At 45.9% G+C, this 19667-nt stretch carries 22 protein-coding genes and 6 pseudogenes; 9 read left to right on the top strand and 19 right to left on the bottom strand.

Going from position 1 to position 19667, the window contains the following annotated elements:
* Nucleotides 1-23 precede the first annotated feature (23 nt).
* Genes JCM11217_RS13675 through JCM11217_RS13660 form a run of 4 tightly spaced genes read right to left on the bottom strand, consistent with a single transcriptional unit; the run spans nt 24 to nt 1567 of the window.
* Nucleotides 24-212, bottom strand: a complete 189-nt coding sequence (locus JCM11217_RS13675) for a hypothetical protein (RefSeq protein ID WP_243678303.1) — start codon at nt 210-212, stop codon at nt 24-26.
* Nucleotides 157-489: a hypothetical protein gene (locus JCM11217_RS13670; protein WP_243678302.1), complete on the bottom strand. Its 333-nt coding sequence runs from the start codon at nt 487-489 to the stop codon at nt 157-159. Before JCM11217_RS13670 ends, JCM11217_RS13675 begins: the two co-directional genes overlap by 56 nt.
* Complete coding sequence (locus tag JCM11217_RS13665) at nt 465-767, bottom strand: hypothetical protein (RefSeq protein WP_243678301.1); 303 nt, start codon at nt 765-767, stop codon at nt 465-467. The genes JCM11217_RS13670 and JCM11217_RS13665 overlap by 25 nt, the downstream gene beginning before the upstream one ends.
* A 35-nt stretch (nt 768-802) precedes the next feature.
* Nucleotides 803-1567, bottom strand: coding sequence for an amino acid permease (locus JCM11217_RS13660; protein ID WP_243678300.1), 765 nt, complete (start codon nt 1565-1567; stop codon nt 803-805).
* A 126-nt stretch (nt 1568-1693) separates the two neighbouring features.
* Between JCM11217_RS13660 and cyaB the strand changes: the two genes are divergently transcribed.
* Genes cyaB through JCM11217_RS04175 form a run of 3 tightly spaced genes read left to right on the top strand, consistent with a single transcriptional unit; the run spans nt 1694 to nt 3458 of the window.
* Nucleotides 1694-2245 carry a class IV adenylate cyclase gene (gene cyaB / locus JCM11217_RS04185; protein WP_054842165.1) on the top strand — a complete coding sequence of 184 codons (552 nt, stop codon included), beginning with the start codon at nt 1694-1696 and terminating at the stop codon, nt 2243-2245.
* A 23-nt stretch (nt 2246-2268) separates the two neighbouring features.
* On the top strand, nt 2269-2982 hold the full coding sequence (locus tag JCM11217_RS04180) for a hypothetical protein (protein ID WP_054842164.1): 714 nt from the start codon (nt 2269-2271) through the stop codon (nt 2980-2982).
* Entirely contained in the window at nt 2937-3458 is a 522-nt protein-coding gene (locus JCM11217_RS04175) for a hypothetical protein (protein WP_054842163.1), read from the top strand. Before JCM11217_RS04180 ends, JCM11217_RS04175 begins: the two co-directional genes overlap by 46 nt.
* Before the next feature lie 50 nt (nt 3459-3508).
* On the opposite strand, the gene JCM11217_RS13655 is transcribed toward JCM11217_RS04175, so the two are convergent.
* From JCM11217_RS13655 to JCM11217_RS13645, 3 genes and pseudogenes are all read right to left on the bottom strand, one after another.
* Nucleotides 3509-4687, bottom strand: a complete 1179-nt coding sequence (locus JCM11217_RS13655) for a hypothetical protein (RefSeq protein WP_243678382.1) — start codon at nt 4685-4687, stop codon at nt 3509-3511.
* Nucleotides 4579-5496 (bottom strand): helicase-related protein, encoded by a 918-nt coding sequence (locus JCM11217_RS13650; protein ID WP_243678381.1) that lies wholly within the window; start codon nt 5494-5496, stop codon nt 4579-4581. Before JCM11217_RS13650 ends, JCM11217_RS13655 begins: the two co-directional genes overlap by 109 nt.
* A 294-nt stretch (nt 5497-5790) precedes the next feature.
* Nucleotides 5791-6370: pseudogene (locus JCM11217_RS13645) on the bottom strand (DEAD/DEAH box helicase); the annotation flags it as partial.
* A 210-nt stretch (nt 6371-6580) separates the two neighbouring features.
* Here JCM11217_RS13645 and JCM11217_RS04165 point away from each other — a divergent pair.
* The gene (locus JCM11217_RS04165) at nt 6581-6742 is read left to right on the top strand and encodes a hypothetical protein (protein ID WP_243678299.1); all 162 of its coding nucleotides are present in this window, start codon (nt 6581-6583) and stop codon (nt 6740-6742) included.
* Between the two features lie 24 nt (nt 6743-6766).
* Nucleotides 6767-7342, top strand: coding sequence for a hypothetical protein (locus tag JCM11217_RS04160; RefSeq protein ID WP_054842161.1), 576 nt, complete (start codon nt 6767-6769; stop codon nt 7340-7342).
* 175 nt (nt 7343-7517) lie between these two features.
* Here the strand turns inward: JCM11217_RS04160 and JCM11217_RS04155 are convergent, their stop codons facing one another.
* The 12 genes and pseudogenes from JCM11217_RS04155 to JCM11217_RS04105 form a co-directional block, all read right to left on the bottom strand.
* The gene (locus JCM11217_RS04155) at nt 7518-8075 is read right to left on the bottom strand and encodes an XTP/dITP diphosphatase (RefSeq protein WP_054842160.1); all 558 of its coding nucleotides are present in this window, start codon (nt 8073-8075) and stop codon (nt 7518-7520) included.
* A gap of 47 nt (nt 8076-8122) precedes the next feature.
* The gene (locus tag JCM11217_RS04150) at nt 8123-8875 is read right to left on the bottom strand and encodes a thioredoxin family protein (protein WP_054842159.1); all 753 of its coding nucleotides are present in this window, start codon (nt 8873-8875) and stop codon (nt 8123-8125) included.
* Nucleotides 8876-8942: 67 nt separating this feature from the next.
* Entirely contained in the window at nt 8943-9428 is a 486-nt protein-coding gene (locus tag JCM11217_RS04145) for a hypothetical protein (protein ID WP_054842158.1), read from the bottom strand.
* Between the two features lie 297 nt (nt 9429-9725).
* Nucleotides 9726-9974 (bottom strand): 50S ribosomal protein L23, encoded by a 249-nt coding sequence (locus tag JCM11217_RS04140; RefSeq protein WP_054842234.1) that lies wholly within the window; start codon nt 9972-9974, stop codon nt 9726-9728.
* Nucleotides 9975-9982: 8 nt separating this feature from the next.
* A pseudogene (gene rpl4p / locus JCM11217_RS04135) lies at nt 9983-10821 on the bottom strand (50S ribosomal protein L4).
* 2 nt (nt 10822-10823) lie between these two features.
* Nucleotides 10824-11866 (bottom strand): annotated as a pseudogene (locus JCM11217_RS04130) (50S ribosomal protein L3).
* 52 nt (nt 11867-11918) lie between these two features.
* A pseudogene (locus JCM11217_RS04125) lies at nt 11919-12787 on the bottom strand (hypothetical protein).
* A 205-nt stretch (nt 12788-12992) separates the two neighbouring features.
* Nucleotides 12993-13634: a hypothetical protein gene (locus JCM11217_RS13640; RefSeq protein WP_243678298.1), complete on the bottom strand. Its 642-nt coding sequence runs from the start codon at nt 13632-13634 to the stop codon at nt 12993-12995.
* A gap of 49 nt (nt 13635-13683) precedes the next feature.
* Complete coding sequence (locus JCM11217_RS13635; protein WP_243678297.1) at nt 13684-14439, bottom strand: hypothetical protein; 756 nt, start codon at nt 14437-14439, stop codon at nt 13684-13686.
* A gap of 32 nt (nt 14440-14471) precedes the next feature.
* Nucleotides 14472-14924, bottom strand: a pseudogene (locus JCM11217_RS04115) (50S ribosomal protein L15); the annotation flags it as partial.
* Nucleotides 14925-15051: 127 nt separating this feature from the next.
* Nucleotides 15052-15610: pseudogene (locus tag JCM11217_RS04110) on the bottom strand (50S ribosomal protein L30).
* Between the two features lie 52 nt (nt 15611-15662).
* Nucleotides 15663-16277: a 30S ribosomal protein S5 gene (locus JCM11217_RS04105; protein ID WP_054842156.1), complete on the bottom strand. Its 615-nt coding sequence runs from the start codon at nt 16275-16277 to the stop codon at nt 15663-15665.
* 112 nt (nt 16278-16389) lie between these two features.
* Between JCM11217_RS04105 and JCM11217_RS04100 the strand changes: the two genes are divergently transcribed.
* The 4 genes from JCM11217_RS04100 (at nt 16390) to JCM11217_RS04085 (ending at nt 19591) form a co-directional block, all read left to right on the top strand.
* Nucleotides 16390-16833, top strand: a complete 444-nt coding sequence (locus tag JCM11217_RS04100; RefSeq protein WP_054842155.1) for a hypothetical protein — start codon at nt 16390-16392, stop codon at nt 16831-16833.
* Nucleotides 16834-16877: 44 nt separating this feature from the next.
* Nucleotides 16878-17249: a hypothetical protein gene (locus JCM11217_RS04095; protein WP_243678296.1), complete on the top strand. Its 372-nt coding sequence runs from the start codon at nt 16878-16880 to the stop codon at nt 17247-17249.
* A gap of 158 nt (nt 17250-17407) precedes the next feature.
* Nucleotides 17408-18730, top strand: a complete 1323-nt coding sequence (locus JCM11217_RS04090) for a type II/IV secretion system ATPase subunit (protein WP_054842154.1) — start codon at nt 17408-17410, stop codon at nt 18728-18730.
* A gap of 516 nt (nt 18731-19246) precedes the next feature.
* Entirely contained in the window at nt 19247-19591 is a 345-nt protein-coding gene (locus JCM11217_RS04085) for a hypothetical protein (RefSeq protein ID WP_054842153.1), read from the top strand.
* The last annotated feature ends 76 nt before the right edge of the window (nt 19592-19667 follow it).

Below are 19667 nucleotides of genomic sequence, written 5' to 3'. Positions count from 1 at the left end.
AATTAACATTCAATTTAATAATTTTATTCAGGCGGTATTTCGGCATAGGCCACGGATATGTCAATACCAAACCTCCTCATATTAACATAACGCGATATCAAATAGACGGTAATCCCCAACAGCACGGCGCCAAGCTCAACACCGTAGGCGAGCCAGTTACCACCCCCCCAAATCTGCGGGTAGGCTAGGAACTCGTACGTTAAATATGCCATTACCCCCAGCCATTAATAAGCCGAATACTATTAAAACCGCCCTAGATTTACTGCTTATGTTGAATGACGAGTACCTAAGCGTCGCAAGTATTACCGCTGCAATGCCGATTACCATGTAGTATATTATCGCCTCAACGACGGCGCCGTATAACGCCGTGAATGTGTTATAGAGGAAGCCAGCCGCGGCAATTAGTGCCGCGGTTACCGCTAGGTCGAATAGGTGTGCGTATATTGGTGTTCCGAGTCTTGGGCTTACGTAGCGAAGGCGCTCGGCCAAACCCTATCGAAGGCGAGGGCAAACCAATACCTAACAACGACAATGGCTCCATAAGCTAAAACCGCTAAGTACCAAGTGACTGATGAAATGCCAATGAACCAACTCAACACCGCATTATGTGATACGACCATCGCTACTGTCCAGAAGTTAAAGCTACCACTCACTAACCCATTAACGTTAGGATTAGACAAGGCCGCAGTAACGAAGCTAAAGCCCAGCGAGTAATACATGGCCTCGAAGCCGAGGGTTAAGAATACCAATGAGAATAGGAATGCCATGGGGGGGATGTTCCAGTGAAGGGCGCTTTTACCTTTTATCTCGGAGCTATTGCTGGTCCAGCATTCAGCCATGGATAAACGTATATTGCGAAGAAGGGTAATAACATTAGTATTGTATTCATGGAGAAGTAGGGCCCTGTATAACTGCTGGCTATTTTTGAATACGTATAGCCAGTTGGTAATAATGAGGATACAGCACTAATGACCTGCGCCTTAGGCGTTATGAAGAGCATGATTATGGCTGCCAATAGACCAAGTAGTGATATCACTGTTAGTGCTGTCATTAGCTTAATACCGTACTTAGTGCCCAATATGTTGGCCAGGACTATGATGGCGAAGAAGGCGATGCCTATACCAACCTCCTGAGCGGGCGTTAGTGAAATGGTAATGCCCAATATTGGTAATACCGATTCCAATTGAAAAACGGCTGCAAAGGCTATCAATGCGTAGTATGCCAGGCTCTCTATTATGAAGCCGAAGACGAGACCATTGGTTAGCCAGGCTAGTTTTGGTCCTAAGGCTCTTCCTAACCATACGTAGTCACCGCCAACCCTGGGTATGTACTTAATGAGAGTTGAGTAGACAATTACCTGTGGTATTGCGAGAAGAGCCGCTATTAACGATGCAAATACTAAATTCGCACCAACCACACTCGGTAATGCAGCCAATGTAAAGCCTATAGACGCCAAAGCAGCGCCTATTGACATGTTGGCGATATTTATCGACACGGCATCCCAAAAACCAGCCTCCTTAACCAAACCTGTAGACTCCCTAATGAAGACTTGGTATTCTCTATCCATTGTTATAATGGTTATTTTAAATAATTTATAAATCCTCTGTTCATTAATACCGTTTATTGTTTAATAATTTAATTAAACAATAAGCCAGGGCATAGTTTATAAATTAGTGGGCGCGGCTATAGTGCCGTGTTTGAGGTTGAGGTTAAGTATAGGGTTTCAAATCATGATGTAATTAAGGATAAGCTGAAATCATTAAACGCGAGGTTTCTCGAGCATACTGAGGAGACCGACATATACTTTAATAGTCCAATTAGGGACTTTGCGAAGACTGATGAGGCGCTTAGGGTTAGGATTTACGGTGACGGTACTATAGTGTTAACGTATAAGGGTCCGCGCATCGGTGATGTTGGTAAGACCCGCGAGGAATTGAGCGTTACTGTTAATGACCTTGACAGTCTCCTTGAAATTCTCAAAAGACTTGGATTTAAGGAGGTGGCTAAGGTGGTGAAGAGGAGGGATATTTATAATTATGAGAACTTCACGATATACATAGATACAGTCGAGGATTTAGGCAGCTTTGTTGAGGTTGAGACCATGGTTAATGATAAAGAATTGATAAATAGAGCCACGGAAGAGGTACTCCAACTTGGAGATAAGCTAGGCCTTAGGAGGGATTGGATTGAGAGAAGGACATACTTAGAGTTAGTGCTTGAGAGGCAGGGTGTGAATAAACCTTAATAATTACGGCTGTAATACTTATTGTGCAGTTTGATAATGTCGTAATAATCGAGGATAATTACAGGAACTATTACCCATTATCAATTAGTACACCGCTCAGTGACTTGATAATTGGTGGTCTTCGATACTACGAACACGTAGCATTATGGCTAATGAGCCTGGGATATGACGTGAATATATACGTTGTTACCCGCGACTATCTAGCTAGGTATTGGCAGGGCGTTGCTGATTCAATATTGTCTAAACTTAACCTGAAGTATTCAGTAAAGTATGTACAGAGTACTGAGGATATAAGTGGAGTAACCCTGTGGATGCGCACATCGTTAATTCCTCAGATAGATGTGTTAAATAAATTAATAAGTGATGCGAGGACTGGGCTCGAGATTAAATGCGGTGATAAGTCTCTACTCAGTATTACTAATGAGCGTGGGGGGGTAGGTGTGAAAGATGCGATTAATAATTGTGACTTACCAATGGCTAGTGGTATTTGGTCCATAATTAAGTGGAATACTGAATTACTCCGCAGTAATTCTAAGTATTTAGTGAAAGTTATTGGTGATAAGACCGTGAACTCCGACATTTCAGGTAATGCCATTATTGATGAGAGGGCGGGTAATGTAATAGCGATAGATGCCATTATTGAGCCATTGACTTATATTAAGGGCCCATCGCTGCTCGGCCCAGGTTCCAGGTGCTACCTCACGCATTCGTTAGGGAGGGCACAGTACTCTACATGAATAATGCGGTTGGTGGTGAGGTTAAGAATTCAATAATGGATATACATAGCCTCAAGGAGCACTTTAGTTACCTGGGCGACTCCTACGTGGGTAGGTGGGTTAATATTGGGGGGGCTGGATCGGTAACTTCGAATCTGAAGAATACAATAGGCATTATTAGGTATATGGGCATTGACACAGGCATGATTAAGCTTGGCTCAATAATCGGTGATTGGGTTAAGGTGGGGGGGATTAACACGTCGATAATGAGTGGTAAGTACATTGGGCAGGGGGGGAGTAGCGTCATTGGGCTTATTAGGAGGGATGTACCACCCTTCAGCATGTGCGTGAATAATGACTGTGAGAGGTTTAGGATTGAGAAGGCCGTGGAGGTTTATAGGAGATTTGTTGAGTTAAGGAGAGCTCGTGTTAATGAGAATGAGGAGGCATTGATTAAGGCTGTCTATGAGGCATCACTCCATGAATCTCCTCCTTAACTCCCTCTTCTCGAGTTCATGAATAACGAGTACCAACTTATCAATGTCGCCTATCTTTGGTAGGAATTCCTCAATATCGTCAATCCTAACCCTACTGGATAGTGCAAGCACGCAAGCTTGCCGTATCTACCAACGAGCTCCGCAGTCCTATTTATGTACTCAATTATTTCATTATCCTCAGACCTGGCCTTACCCTCCCTCCACCTCTCAACTACCTGCCTAACCTTCTCCTCATCAATCTTCAACGCGCCAAGCCTCTCCGAACCACACTTGGGGCACCTAGGCCTATCTGGTAAGTCTTTATTTCTGGCTGAGCCAACCCAACCGCAGTTGAGGCATACGAGCGTCATCGACTCATTCAATAGCCTAGCCTTAACACTCTCCCTAACAAGCTTATCAAGTCTCTCTGGAGCCATTACCTCGAGCCTATGGCTTATCTTATCCACAACCTCCCTACTCATTGGACTAAATTCGCTCCTCTCAATAGTTACTAGTCTCCTTTCACCATTAATTAACGATTTCAGGAATATGTAAGTATTATCTAGGTCGAAATCCCTAGTGAGAACCTCCTTAAGCGTTTCCGTGAATACCGGCGACCCCTTATAAAGCTCTATTAAATTCGTAATTGCTAAGTCACTCAATTCCCTATCCTTCTTAATGACATTAAACCTACGCGCCACATGAACAAACTTCCTCTTGAAAATCCCTGTCCTAGTTATTGCCCTCATTGCGTAGTCTATGAATGTCCTCTCATCCATACCCGCCACGTCCATTATCGTATGAAGAATGAGCGCCGTATCAATGCCAGGCCTCGGTAATTGCAGTATCACTGCATAGGCATCCTGCTGAACACCAACGGGGTAACCAAGCCTCTCCGTTAATACCTCACCAAGTATTCTGGCTATTGTCCTATTAACCAGCGTACCACCATGAGTATAAAGCACTATCAAGTCCCCAACACGCTCGAGAAGTACGAGCCTATGCGACGGCATTGGCACGCCACTCTCCATATGCTCCATTATCTTATCCACCACGTACCTAATCGTGTCCCTAGAAACGCCAAGCTTCATTGAAAACACGTCAGCAGTCACCTCAGGCCCAACCTTAATTATGTAATTGCTCATCTCCTCCTTAATACTACCAACATCCTGCGCCACCTCAAACGGTACGGGTATCTCCTCACCGACCCACGATGGTATTGCGCCAATAGTGTCCTTAGCAGGTGCCACGTAGATTGTGTCACCAACGATCTTCTGCAAAACCCAAACACCGCCTCTAAACACGAACTTAACGCCGGGCTCCCCCCCATACTCAGCGACGAATGCCTCATCAAGCACTCCAATGGCTCCTCATTGGCCTGGTTAATGACTAGGTAATGCTTCTCGTCAGGTATCATGGACATCTGATCGAAGAAGTACTTATACATCTCCCTCCTGGCCCTGACACCGCTGGGTTTAAGTACGACACCCTCATCCTCAATGAAGTAGGCGAGCCTTGGGTTGAGGACCTCACTCATGAACCTAAGCACGCCCTTAAGCTCCTCAATTGACAACTTCCTGTATGGGTAAGCCCTCCTTATTAAATCATAAAGTTCATCGATAGTCCACCTATTCTTAATCATTAATAGGCTGACTATTTGATGAACCAACACATCATATGGTTTATCAGGTATTTGCGTAGCCTCAAGAAGCCCCCCCGATTTAGCCCTATTTATTATCGCCACCGCCTCAAGCGTGTCATTAAGGTCTTCGGTTATGACGACGCCCCCCCTCGGAACCTTATCAAGCCTATGACCACTCCTACCAATCCTCTGAACAAGCCTAATAACCTGGTGAGGCGATAGATACTGTATCACGAAGTCCACATGGCCAATGTCAATGCCCAACTCAAGGCTTGATGTTGCTATAACGGCCTTTAACTTACCATCCTTAAAGGCCCTCTCCGTGGTTATCCTCGAAACCTTAGATAATGAGCTATGGTGTATGCCCACCGAGTCATAACCAAGCATTGTGAATCTATACATGAGTAATTCGGCCATTGATCGTGTATTAACGAAGACTATGGTCGCGCCATTATTACTCACGAGATCCTTAATCACCCTGAGCCTAGCGACTGCGTCTGGGTATAAGTAGACGTTCTTAGCCATCTCCTCATCCTCCTTCGTAGGCTCTGGGTGTAGTACATCCATCTTCATCTCCCTAACAATGCTTGACTGCACTATGTCACACTCATCGTCGTCGCCAACGAGGAATTTAGCAACCTCCTCAGGGCTACCAACCGTCGCCGACAAACCAATTATCTGCGGCTTCCTACCAATCAACCACTTAATCCTCTCAAGGGTAAGTGCCAATTGCGTGCCTCTTTTATCCTCAGCGAATTCGTGAATTTCATCAACGATTATCCACCTAAGCTTCGTTAGGTGCTCCCTCAACCTCTTACCAGCCAGTATTGCCTGAAGCGTCTCAGGGGTTGTTATGAGCATTTGAGGCGGGTCCCTACTCTGCTTAACCCTATCGCTCTGGTCCGTATCCCCCCCATGCCTAACACCAACCTTAATACCAACCCTCTCACCCCCCCACCAAACAAGCCTATCAAGTAAGTCCCTATTCAACGCCCTCAGTGGTGTGACGTAGAGAATGTATATACCTTATCGCGAACTCACCCTTATCCATACCCCACTTAAGCATTGAGAGGACTGGCAATACGGCAGCCTCCGTCTTACCACTACCCGTTGGCGCTATTATCAACACATTACGGCCGCTCAATATCTTTGGAATAGCTAGTTTTTGAGGCTCCGTAGCCCTCAGGAAGCCCTTCTCAACAAGTGCCGACTGAATTATAGGGTGAAGTAGCCTGTAAACATCATCCAACTCCTTATTTGACGTGGAGGATTTAACTTCGTAATTGCTCATCGCACCAACACTATACAATTAACACCATGGTCCCTACCCATTTTAAACCATTTGCTTCAGTTAAAGTGAAAGTCAAAACCACGAAACTTATAAATAAGAAACACAAATACCTCATTAGATATTACCTTTAATGATAACGTAAATCTAATATTAACCCAGACACTAAAAGTGAATTTAATGCTTAAGTGCAGCGCGTGCGGTTCAACTAAGGTGACTGTTTTAATAAATGGAAAGCCCTACTGCACATACTGCGGAACTAAGATACTAAGAACGCACTTAGTAAGGACATTATTGAACATGAAGAGGGAGGGATTAATAACGTCGGCCGTTAATGTGGAGAGCTACGTGGACCCCCTAGTGAGGAAACTATAATAAACCAGAGAAACGCACCCCCTAATGATGACTAGATATAGGTTAATAATCGCGATAGCCCTATTTACGGCAGCCCTAATCATCATTAACACACCACTAATGGGTTATTCCGCGAGTAATTCCTTCATAGTACAAATAAACAATAGTATTAATGAGGCATTAAGCAGGTGCGGGGGGGTAAATCCATCAACAACGTTTATCGTAACGAGAACCATCACCACAACAAACGCGACAGTAACACTCGACTTAAGCCTGAGCAATAACTACAATGTTAGAATAATTATGAGGCTTGCTGATGATCAATTACCAATTAATGAAGTAAATATAACAGTGATAAATAGTAACTCCGCTATTTGCTACTCAACAACAATACCAATAAGTAGTGCGTCAGGTACGTATAGCTATGCCATTCAAAGGACCAATTACTTCATAGAGTTACTATCATATAGTGGGTCAACACCTATAGTAACGAATAGCTCAAGTTCATTATTAACCTACGGGACAAAGATAAACTCCGCAATTGTGATACCAACGATCACGGGCAATGTAATATGTAATACGGGCTCTCCATCAATCCCAATATACATAGTGTATGCCTAGGTAGGCCCATAATCTATGTTATACAGCCAACCAAACCAGTAACATCAATACTTTGTAGGTATAGCCAAACACTAAGCAGTAGCTACCTACTAATGGCGCTGCTCATTGGCATAGCCGCGGCATTAATTTATGAAGCAATAGTAATAATCACAAGGGTTAATCGCCTAGAGATTACTCAATAGCCAATTGCCCAGGGCCTAAATGCCCTGGCCCTATGGGATAACTTATTCTTAATATCAATGCCTAATTCCGCGAAGGTCTTGTCATAACCCTCCGGTATGAATATTGGGTCGAAGCCGAACCCCCCCTCCGTACCCCCCCTGGGCTCCATCGCAATTCTACCGTATACAACACCCGAGAATAATTTAATACCGACCTTAGGTCCGCATAGACCAACTACGGACTTAAAGTAGGCCGTCCTATCATCAACACCACTCATTAATTTTAGAATACCTATTAGTCCTATCGTCTTATAAACATAGGATGAGTATGGGCCTGGAAAGCCATTCAGCCTATTTATGAATAAACCATCATCCTCAACCACGAAGTAATCACTGGAATTATCACCACATATAAACTGAAGCGCGTTGTTAACGATATCTTCAAGGTTATCGCTCTGTATCTCAACTTTCCTATAGCCTCTATTAATCATGAGGTCTATGCCGAATTCCTTAAGTACCAGGGAAGCCTCACGGAACTTAGCCTCATTACTTGTTACAAAGAATATTCTCATACCTGTTGCTTTTATAAGCGTGGATTTAATAATTTTAAAGGAGGAAGCTACTGAATGCTAACACCGCTGTAATCAAGGACCTTCTTTAATAGGTCACTTTCTGGAGGAACACCTATGAACTCAACATTACCAACCTCCTGATCCTCCCTCTTAAGCACAACAGTTGGTACAGCAGTTACCTGGTACATGTCTGCGATATCGCTCTCCTCATAAGCCTCAACCGTTATTGAAACAACCTTACCCTTACTATCATACGCAAACATGTTAGCCATTAAGACGGCGTATGGGCAGTACGGACATGATGGTGTGACAACAGTCATTACCTCAACCCTCTTATTACTACCTGAATTTACCAACGCCTCAAGACCCTTCTTCGTCCTGGGCCTGAGCTTCGTCTCGCCAACCGATATCCTAACTATAGTCTCAATAAACGCCCTTACCTCCTCACCAAGCGGTGCACCTAGGTACTTAATCGCACCATCAAGTAGGTATATTACGGGAACTCTCTGCGGCTCAACGTTGTACTTAGTGAAGGCATCGCTATTCTCCTCATACTTAATTTTCTTGAGCACTAACTTACCAGGTGGTGCTAATTCGGCTAGTAAGTCTAGTAATTCCTCAGTTGGTACGCACCAGTTCGTATCCCTGTTGCCACAAGTATTGCTTGTGAAGAACAGTATCTCGACTGGATTCTTCATTTGAGATAGTATCTCCTTAATTATCTCCTTAGTCTCTTCATCAACCTCTATGTGCGGTACCTCTACTGTGCCTTGAGGCTTCTCGAAGGGTGTTGCGGACATTCTATCTTCGTAGGAAGTAACCCCTATAAAAAGCCTTTTTTCCCATTATTTTCAATAATTAAGGTATTTACGAACTACTCCCTGAACTACTGGATTTCCTCTTAGTCTTTCTCCTCTTCCTCCTACCCTTAGACTTACTCGCGGTCTCACCAGCCCTTTTCTTACTTCTCTTCCTCTTGCTCTTCCTCGATTTCTTCTTCTTTTTCTTAGTCTCCTTCACCTCACTTGAGACTTTATCAATTAATTCCTTAATTATGCCATTTGAGATCCAGGAATCAACCTTACTAACCTCATTATCTACTACGTCATTAATCAGCGATTGCCCTACCTGGTCCGTACCCACCAGTAATACCTTAGCCAATGCCTTGCCTGAGTCAAGGCTTATTATCCCTGAAAACTCCTCACCAAGCCTATCCTTTATGTACTTCCTCAACTTCTTGTACTTCTCCTCACTAAAGCCCTTAACGTATAGAACCTCCACTAAAGCAGCTTGCTCATCCTTAATGAAAATGAACCTAAAGTCATCATTACTAACCTCCCTAATTACGTCCACGGTATCGATAATTAAAAAGAACTAATAAACCTTATCTAATGACATTAAATACCGACTAAATTAACATCAGAACTTAAAGAATTCCTCACAGCTCAGGGGGGGGTGAAGCATCATCACATAGTAAGTGCTACGCCTAGGATTATAAATACTTTTATACCTAGTAAGTACAGGGCTATTGAGTGATGCAAGGACTTAAGTGCTGATTGGTGACGACGAACCCACGACCTGACATCGCCTCAATACGATGAAGCCACGAATTTAGGATTAGCATTCTAAAGGTAGGTAAGGGGGGGATGATTATACAAGGCCTAGGCGACTAAGTAAGTCATACGCGTTGTACTCAGGGGTTAACTTAACATAGGCCTTCTTCTCCCCCCCAGTCATTGTTATTAATGTGTTGACCTTCTCAACCTTAACATTGTACGTCTTCTCCACGTAGTCCCTAATCTCCTTCTTACTGGCATTCCTCGGAACAATAATCGTTATCTTATTCTCCCTCTCGGCAAGCCTAAGGCTCTTCTCTGTAAGTACAAACCTCACTATCATGCCCCCCCTCACCCCCCCATGAACAAGCCCTTTCTCAATTCCTCAATCGCACTTAACGTCCACACGGTTAACCTACCAGGGACACCACCAGGCGCCAGGTATAGGACACTTAAGTTCCTCACTGGAATTGCGTCAACGCCAGGTAAATTCCTAGCGACCTTAATAACAGGCGCGTCGATCGTTGACGTGACTATGAGCAGGCTCTTGCCCTCCTTATACCTCCTACCCCCCCTCATCTTACCCTTGCCAGACCTAACCCTAATCCTCTCGGCAACCCTCTCAACATCATCCCAAAGGCCGAGTGACGTAAGAACCTTCTTTAGATCCGCCATAACACCAATCCTCTCAAAGTCATCACTAACAATGAGTGGTATTTGGGGAACCTTATCAACAATGTGACCCCCCTAGCAATGACTAGGTCCCTTATTGCCGTAGCGGCTATGGCGGATCTAATGGCCTTCCTACGCTCCCTCTTGTTAATCCTCTCATGAAGAATCTTCTCAACCTTGGGTGGGTGAGCTCTCCTACCCTTAACAACATTTGGTGCAAACCTGGCAGTTGGCCATAGGCTACCCTTAACCCTGGGAACCCTGGCCAGCCCAAGCCCTATACCGAAACTCACCGCCGTGGTCCTCTTACCAGCCATTGGATCAGTGCCCTTAGGCTGTAGTCGTGCCGTCAATGCGCTTATGTATGCCCTAAGTATTAGGTCTGGCCTTATTGGCTCGAGGAAATGTTGAGGTAATGAAACCTCGCTAATGGCGTTACCGCTTAAGTCGAGCACCTTCACTGTCGTTGGTATGGTGTACTTCGGCCTTATCAGTGGTGATAGGTCTAGGGACACCATGATCACGCACCCTGCAGTGGCTGTGTTGATAGCCAGACTATTTGAACCTTACCGGTTGGGTATGTAGGTGGCCTAGGTCTCACTGGAACCTGAGCGTCACAAGCCTCTTGACAACGCCGGGCACCGTGCCCTCGAGGACGATGTACGGCCCCCCCTTAATAATGCCGTAGTGCGGAAATCCCGAGCTTGGGGGGGTAACCTCCGCGCCATTCATGCCTATCCTAAGTATTCTCTTGTTATACTCAGTCCTCTTGTGCAACCCCCCCATTTGCCCAGGTCTTGGCGTCGTGAAGGTTAGGGCCGGGTTCTGTGGGCCTATGGCTCCAATCCTTCTATAGCCCTTCCTATGCTTATGCCACTTGGGCAGTATCTTAACGTTAAACCTCTTAACAACGCCCTGTAGCCCCCCCTTGCCCTTAGTTATTGCCGCGACATCTACGTATTGGCCCTCGCTAAATACGTCATTGATGTTTACGTCCTTACCAAGTATTGAATCAGCGAACTTAATTATTTGGTTAACGTCATCAACACCGCCAATCGGTATCTCGAGAATCTCCGGCGTCTTCTTACCAATACCACTAAGCCTTGGTTGTGTGGCTGCGATGGCCCTTACCTCCGTTATTACGTCTACGTTATCGAGTATTTTCTTCATCATCTCCTCCTTATTGAACTTCTCGGGGGGGAGTACCGGAATCTTCCTCAGTATATCCTTAGGTACGTCGGGCATCCAAACCTCACCAAGACTTAACTTCAGGTTTTTCCAGGGATCATATGTGTATGCCCTAAAGGCTATCACCTTAATGGGCGGCGCATCGAGTATTGTGACTGGCCTAACGACCTCCTTACCGTAGAATGGACTGGTGGGTCTATCATCAATTACCACGGCGTGGGCCATGCCCGCCTTATAAGCCGCAAAGCCGAGAAGAATGGGCTTGCCGGGGCGTGGGTCTGGCCATACCCTAAACTTGGCCACTAGGGACTCGGCTCGCTTCCTTGGGTAGTAGGCCATGGATCCGCGCTTGGGCCTATGAATCTTTAAACCCATAGTTCAGCCCTACGTAGTCACAACCCTATTTAAAAATTATTAGTTCCCTGGACTAGGGCAACGAGCCATGCAGGTACCTAATCAGGTTTAGTATTGATAGCACCGCTATCACGGCCTCCTCAGTCCTCACAGTCTCAACACCCTGGCCAGGTATGAAATTAATGAATGGATACCTCTTCAATGAATCCTCCATACCCTCAGCCCTCAGGATCTCATCAACACCGTGATATGGAGAACCAAAGACCACGAGTACCCTATCCCCCCCACTTAAGGCATTCCTTACCTGGTCAATGGCATCCCTAATGTTAATGCCCTCCTTACCCGTCAGGATTACGTAATTATAGCCATCAAATAACCTACTAAGTTCCATAATCTCCGTCTCAAAACCCCCAGTAAATACTTAGGCGGTCCCGGGGGGGAATAACATGAGCCCTATACGTATCGTCCCTCGCGGTTGGAGCATCAATCTGAATAACAACCCTAGTGCCCAGGGGCATTGGCCTAGGTACCTTCGCGTAGATGCCATCGCCAATCTTAATTATGGAGAAGTAGCCATCCCACCTAACGACAATGCCCTCCCTATACTCGCCCTTTTGCGGTATGCCCTCAGGGGGCGTGGTTAGGTGTCTTCAATGGCGGTAGTAGCCCGGCGTACCTAAGGTCCCTATCCAGTTTGAACAAGTCCTTCCTTAAGTATGGCGGTGTCGCCAGGTATTGAAGGTTCTTCAGGATGAAGTTAGCCCTGTCCCTCTCGCCAGCCAGCCTATGCCTATAAATGATTATTTTACTTACTTGGAATATCGCGGCGCCCCTGCCAAGGTAGCCAATCTTCCTAACGGCCTCCCTATCGTCAGGAGCCTCCGCGAGTAAGTCACTGGGTATTGCAATATCAATTATTGGTTTTAACCTTAATACCTTCATTTAAACTCACTAGAAAAGCTAATGGTTTTGAATTACTTCTTACCTCCCTTAGACTGCTTACCCTGTTGTTGCGTTGAACCACCGGTCTCGGTTAATGCCTTACCCAACCTCCTCTCCTCTTCCTCACTCGTCATGAATAGGCTAGTCCTTTGTCTGCCACCCACGAGGATTACAGGTATGGCCTTAATTTATAAACTTTTCATACCTACTCCTTACCAAGGAGTCTCTTAAGGCCTGGGTAAATCTCAAACAACTGCTCCTGCAGAGCCAGCGTGTAGTACTGTATCACGATCTCCACAACCAGTATCAGGCCAATACCACCGCCAAAGACGCCGGCAATATCGCCGAGGGCCGCTATAACGCCGACAATCAAGCCACTAATTATTGTGAGCATCCTGACGTACCTATCGAGGAACTTAGCAATGACCTTGGGACTAGGCCTAAATCCAGGTATGTGCATTCCACCCTGAACTATATACTTAGCCTGATCCTCCGCACTCAGGCCAGCTAAGTTAACCCACACTATGGCGAAGATTACGGACAACACCGCATACATGACTATGTGAACCGCTATGTAAGCGGCGTCGATGTTCCTAGGCACAACCGTGAAGTAATAAAGCAGTGAGTTGGGGCATGGTATCAGGCCTGTCGGTGTCATGTGGGCACAGGCCAACCAGTTGAGGAATGGGTTAGTGTTGGCTTTATTGTATGCACTCCAGAGGAGTGTTAGCCCCCCCTCGCCAATTAGATACACGGTGTATGCCGTGAATATTATGGGTAGTACCGACACGTACATGAGCTTCAGAGGCACTGAGTACCTATAGCCCCTATACTGAACGAGGGCCACTGGTATCGATACTCCATGAGCTCCAGGTAAAGTACTATGAGCGCCAGGGCTACCGTGCTATTAGGCCCGTTAGGCTCGGTAAATTCACCTGGTACAATATACTCATTAGGTAGGTTAACTTACCACCAATTGCGTAGTATATCGCCGCAGCTAACGCGGGGATTGCACCGTAGGGTATTACGGAACCTGGCAGGGTAAATGGTGAGAACGCCATTGCAAACATCTGCTTGACTATCGTCACCAGTATAAACAGCGATATGCCACTACCCAGTCCCCCCCATCCCTTGGATATCATGTCATCCATTAGAATTATTATTACTGTGGCTATAAACAGCTGAAGTACGATTAGGGCCCCCCCACCGAGGGCGTTAACGGGGACCAACTGCCCACTGGTCACCAGGGCCACTGCCTCAAGAAGCCCAAAGACTATTGCAAGTAACTTCAATAGTGCATTGAACTTAGCCTGGTCCTCCGGGTCCTCAAGGTCTATGTTTATCATGTCCGAGAAAACGAGTATCTCAAGTATTATGCCGGCCACGACTATCGGCGTTATACCTAATTGGGCGAGCGTGCCGAAGGTTATGCCCAGTATTGCCGCTATGGCCGGTGATAGGAAGAAGGACGGCGTCACAGGACTTAATCCGTAAAGCGGCGTTATGGACATTAATAAGTAAACGGTTACCGCCAGGAATGTCCAGAACAGCCTTGATCCCATGCTCAGGGCTTCCCTGGGCCTGGGCACGGTAGGTACATAACGCAGTATTGGCTCCACAACATCGATGAATCTACGCCCAGTATTAGCCATGCACTACCCCCCCCGCACCAACTCAACAGAGCCCCCCCAGCAGCCCTGATCTTCTCCTCAGCCTTCCTCGAAACCCAAACGGCCTTAACAACCATGGGCTTACTAACCTTACCCCCCCTACCAAGCAACTTATTAAAGCCAATCTTTAATAGATCAACGACGTACTTACCATCAACTACCTGCACCAACCCCCCCTTACTAACCAATTCATCGAGCATTGAGTCAAGCTCACCAACATTGATGCCAAGCCTTGCGGCAACTATGGTCTCGGGCTGCTTAAAGCCATGCTTACCATAGAATGGGTAACCACTTGAGTCCTCTGCGTACTTCATCACGAACGACCACTTATGCTTATGAAGCCCTGACCTACCCCCCCTACCACCGCTGGAACCGCTCTTCCTATGTTGGCCAACCCTACCCCCCCAGCCATGAGTCCTCGAACCCCCCCTATACTTCCTAGCCTTCTTCTCGAATCGCCTAACCATGACTACGATTGACTATTGAAACCCTTAATAAATTTTATGACCTTCCCTTCATCACGAGATGAAAAACGAAACCTAAACTAGGCGCATCATTCCGGAGATTGGTAATATTAATTGTAATTAACGGTAATTACAACATCCTAAGTATTAACTCATTAATGGCAATGCCCTATAACCCAAATCACCGCCCTCATTAAACCCCTTCTTAATACTTCTAAGACCGCCGGATGGCGGGTGAAGCCTAAAGAATGGCTTTAACCCAGGTATGCAGAGCACCTTATTGCCTGACTTTGGCCACGGCTTATTCTCCGGGCAGGATAATTGATTAACCTCACCCTTTATGTACGCCAGCGCGAATTCATCGATGCTCGACCACCCATACTTCCTAACCCAGTCATCGGTCAACGGCTTATCACCAATTAGCCTACCCCCTCCTCCTCAATAACTCGGCCAGGGTATCAGCGTCTATCTCGCCCCCAGGTGACCCAATCCTTAACGATGTTGAGCATACCCATGTATGATGGTCTTCCATCAATGACCACGCATGTATACCTCCTCCTCAGCCTGAGTAGGTTGAGGGTCTTCTCAACATCGGGTGGCGTATCTGCCAGGCCCTTAAGTCTAATTACGGCAATCCGCGTATAAGGCATCTCCCCCCCAACGCTTTGCGCACCCTCCTGAACCTGCATAGTCAAGGCCCAATAAACCAATGATTTATTAAGCTTTAGCCCCCCCACGGAATTAGATGGAGAAGGCGTAGGTCTTCCTTAATGCGTCGTACGTGGCCTTAACCAGGTTGTGCGTTGTCCTCGTCTCACCCCCCCACGCATATGACCATACATCCTTAATACCCGCCAGCCTCAGTACGACCTTAGCCGCGTCGGCAGCCACAAGTCCAACGCCCTTTGGCGCCGGTATTAGTATGACCCTAACACTACCGCTCTTACCAACAACCTTAAACGGAACACTATGTGGCTCATCACATGAGCAGTGCCACGAGCCGCAACCCCTCCTAACGGGTATTATGTTAAGCTTCGCCTCCCTAATAGCCTTCTCAATAGCTTGATTAACCTGCCTACCCTTACCCATGCCGACGCCCACGTAACCATCCTCATTACCAATAACCACAGCCACTTGGAACTGACTAACCTCACCAGCGTCTGTTTGCCTCTGCACAATGTTTATACTAACAACCTCATGCTTGAGATTCGGCAGGAAGAAGTCGATAATCTCAGGCTCCTTAATGGGCAAATTAAGCCTAAATAAATCGTCAATAGACTTAACCTTACCCTCCTTAACCAACCTACCAACCCACGTCCTAGGCTGCCAAGCCTCAACAGCAGACTCAGTACTCATCGGTCAAGGCGTAACTAAACCATTTAAAAACATTTACACTACGCACCAGACGAGGATCAACGGAAATAACCACTAAAGTCCCTTATTAAGCCTGCTGAGGATTACTAATAGGATGGCACTGGATAGATTAATCGCTGAAGTAATGCTATTAATAGGCTCGATATACCTAGGATACGCACTATTCATCGTACTCAGCCACATGGGACTAGCCCTCTCACTGGTGAATTCCATAAATCAAATGGCGAGCACGAGCATATACATACCGGACGCCGTGATAGTAACCAACGAGACGACAAACCAACTATACTTAGTAATCTATAATAATGGACATACACCAATAAACCTAGGTAAAATATACATGAACTGCCAAGGCAATACGATGGAAATAAGCATGAACAACACCTACCTAGCCCCCCCCGGCAATTACATAATAATAAATAGGCAAATACCCTACCAACAATGCATCATCAACACCGAATTCTGCATTGCAAACACCACGATATGCATGATCTACAAAACAAACACAACGCAATACGTAATTCCCCCCCAGCCTTAATTAACCATTAGTGACTTAAATATCAACTTGAGACTAACCTACTGATGTATTACGGAAGTAATACAAGAAAAATAAACAGACAAAAAAGAGGAGACTTAAGCGGACCAATATACACGATACTCATGATAGTCTTCGTAATAGTGGCTGCGATAATGCTGTACAATTACTTCCAATCAAGAACCTCCGTACTAACAACACAGGCACAAATAAGCATAATCAACCCACAACTGGCAGGTAATGTATACTCAATAACCGTAGAAAACATAGGTACAACCCCCCATAACCATAACCTCAATACTAATATACCCACAGAACTCACAAACACCCATAGTGACTCAGTCATTAAACACGGTATTAAACCCAGGCCAGTCAACAAGCATTGTTGGGACATCATCAACGCAATTCATAACAGGTAACAAGTACATAGTCGTTATTGAGGGGGGGCACACAGACGGTGGACAGGAGGTTGCTGCAGAGAGTATAGCAATTTCTCAGTAAAAGCAATCAAGTAGATTGGGTAGTTTATTAAAAATCACGTTAGTGGCTTATATCTTCAATTGAGATTATGTAATCGATGAGCAATTACATAGTTAATGTAAGTATAGATGGGTTTACCTTCAGAGTACCTGTCTCAATAGTTATGAAGGATGATGCGTACTACTACATAGTTAAAGAGCCCAAGTGCGATGTGCAGTGCACGGACATGAAGGGTAAAGTCATCGATTTCATGAGGCAGAGAAATACGTCAATACTTGATGCAATAAATGAGGTATTGAAGGATTTGAGCAATAAGCAATTGGCGGAGTCAATAATCTACTACTTATTAAGGGATTTAAGGGGGGGTTACGGGCCAATAACGGTGCCTCTCTTTGACCCAAATATCGAGGAGGTTGAGCTCAATAATTGGTCGTATCCAATAACCGTGGTGCATAGGGAATTGCCGGGGATTAGGTTAGTGACGAATATTAGGTTTAACTCCGAGGTTGAGGCTAAGGACTTCATAATGAGCATTAGCAGGAGAGGATTGCCGAGATCCGTCTCATTGTTGAAGCCGTACTTAGAGACAATACTTCCTGAAGGTCATAGATTCACTGGAACTATCGGTGAGATAACGATAGGACCAACCTTTAGCATAAGGAAGTTTCCACCACAGCCCTTAACACTCGAGGAATTAATCTTAAAGGGTACACTCAAGCCCAGTGCGGCTGCTTACCTATGGTTAATCGCCGAGCTTAAGGGCTTCATAATGATTAGCGGCCCAATGAGTAGTGGAAAAACAACATTACTCAGCGCAATAGCCAGTAAGTTGCCCACGTACTCAAAGATAGTGACGATAGAAGACACGCCGGAGATACGCCTACCACACCCACACTGGATTAGGATGTTCACTAGGGAGGGTGAGGATGAGAAGTCCAGGATTAGCATGTTCGACCTCGTTAAATTAGCCGTGAGGTATAGGCCGGATTACATAATAGTTGGCGAGGTTAGGGGTGAAGAAGTCCACGCCCTATTTCAAGCCTCGGCGCTCGGCCATGGCATGCTAACCACATTCCACGCATCAACGCCTGAGGAATTATTACTAAGATTAACAAACCCACCATTAAACGTTAACATTGGCAACCTACAGCTGCTCTCAAGCGTAGTCTTCATGAGCATAAGGAATGGCAAGAGAATTGTCAATAGCATTGTCGAGCCTGTGATAAATAATGGTACGTTGGAGTTCATAAACGTATTAACGAACACTGGCGATATAGATATTGAGAGAAGCATAAAACTAAAGATGTTAAGTAAGGCCTATGGAATAGACATAATTAAGGAATTAACAAAGATGGAAAGCATACTTAAGGGTGGTAATAATGATTATGAAATTGAAGAAATAACCTCAAGTAAGGAATAGGCAATCTTTCATTATCAATAACGCTCAATTCAATTATAATGTAATGACCAGTTACGTCATGTTAAAACGAAACAACGTGAGTTGAAATGGGACCCAACCCCCCCACGTACCACCTTATACGGCAGACCAGGGATTTCGCCGGCCCATTCTCCAACCGGCAACCCCCCCCTGAACGCGCCCACCCCCCCGACTTAGGGCCGCTCCCTCCCGGGCCTAACCCGGTTCGCCGGGTTCCGTAACCAGCCAACCTACGGTTGACCGGCTACGGCGTGGACGCCCCAGGGGGGGACCGGTTATCATCGGGGGGGTACCGGCGGTCCCTGACCTGCCGTATAGGGCGGTACGTGGGTTTCGGCCTCCGAACCCATCGGCCTGGGTTTTGCCCAGGGGGGGAGGGCTGGGTGGGCCCTCCAGGCCTGGTCCCTGCTCTTGCCTTGTTTATGGGGGGGAAATAAATTTTTTCATTTCATTGAATATGGGCGGTAGGTTTATTTTGCTGTTTTCGAGAGCCATTTGATGAGTAGTTCTGTTGTTGATGAATTTGTTAGGTCGTTGATTGGCGATGGTGGTGATGGTATAGTTAAGGAGGTTATTAGGATTAGTTATGCTGTTGCTTCATTTGTTATCTACGGTATGGCTTCACTCATGAGAGAAGGTAGGGGGGGTTCCAGGCTTTCCCTGGTTATTTCATTGTCCAGGATCTTTAATGCGGATTTCATGAAGGATATCTTTGAGGTTCTCTTTGCCTCTCAGGGTGATGGTGATGATGTGGTTGATGCCGCAGGTATTGTCTCTGAGACCTACATGGTTAAGTTGATTTATGGTAATGAGGAGGGGGGGAGGCTAGGCCGAGTTTTCTAAAGCCTGTTGAGGTTGATCACGGTGTCTACGCGGCTGTTTACGATGATGTTAGGAATTACATTGATGATTTCGAGGA

The sequence above is a fragment of the Vulcanisaeta distributa JCM 11217 genome (assembly GCF_001316005.1).
In the GTDB taxonomy this organism is placed as follows: domain Archaea; phylum Thermoproteota; class Thermoprotei; order Thermoproteales; family Thermocladiaceae; genus Vulcanisaeta; species Vulcanisaeta distributa_B.
The sequence above is the reverse complement of the archived record's forward strand: the minus strand, read 5'-3'. Positions and strand labels throughout refer to the sequence as shown.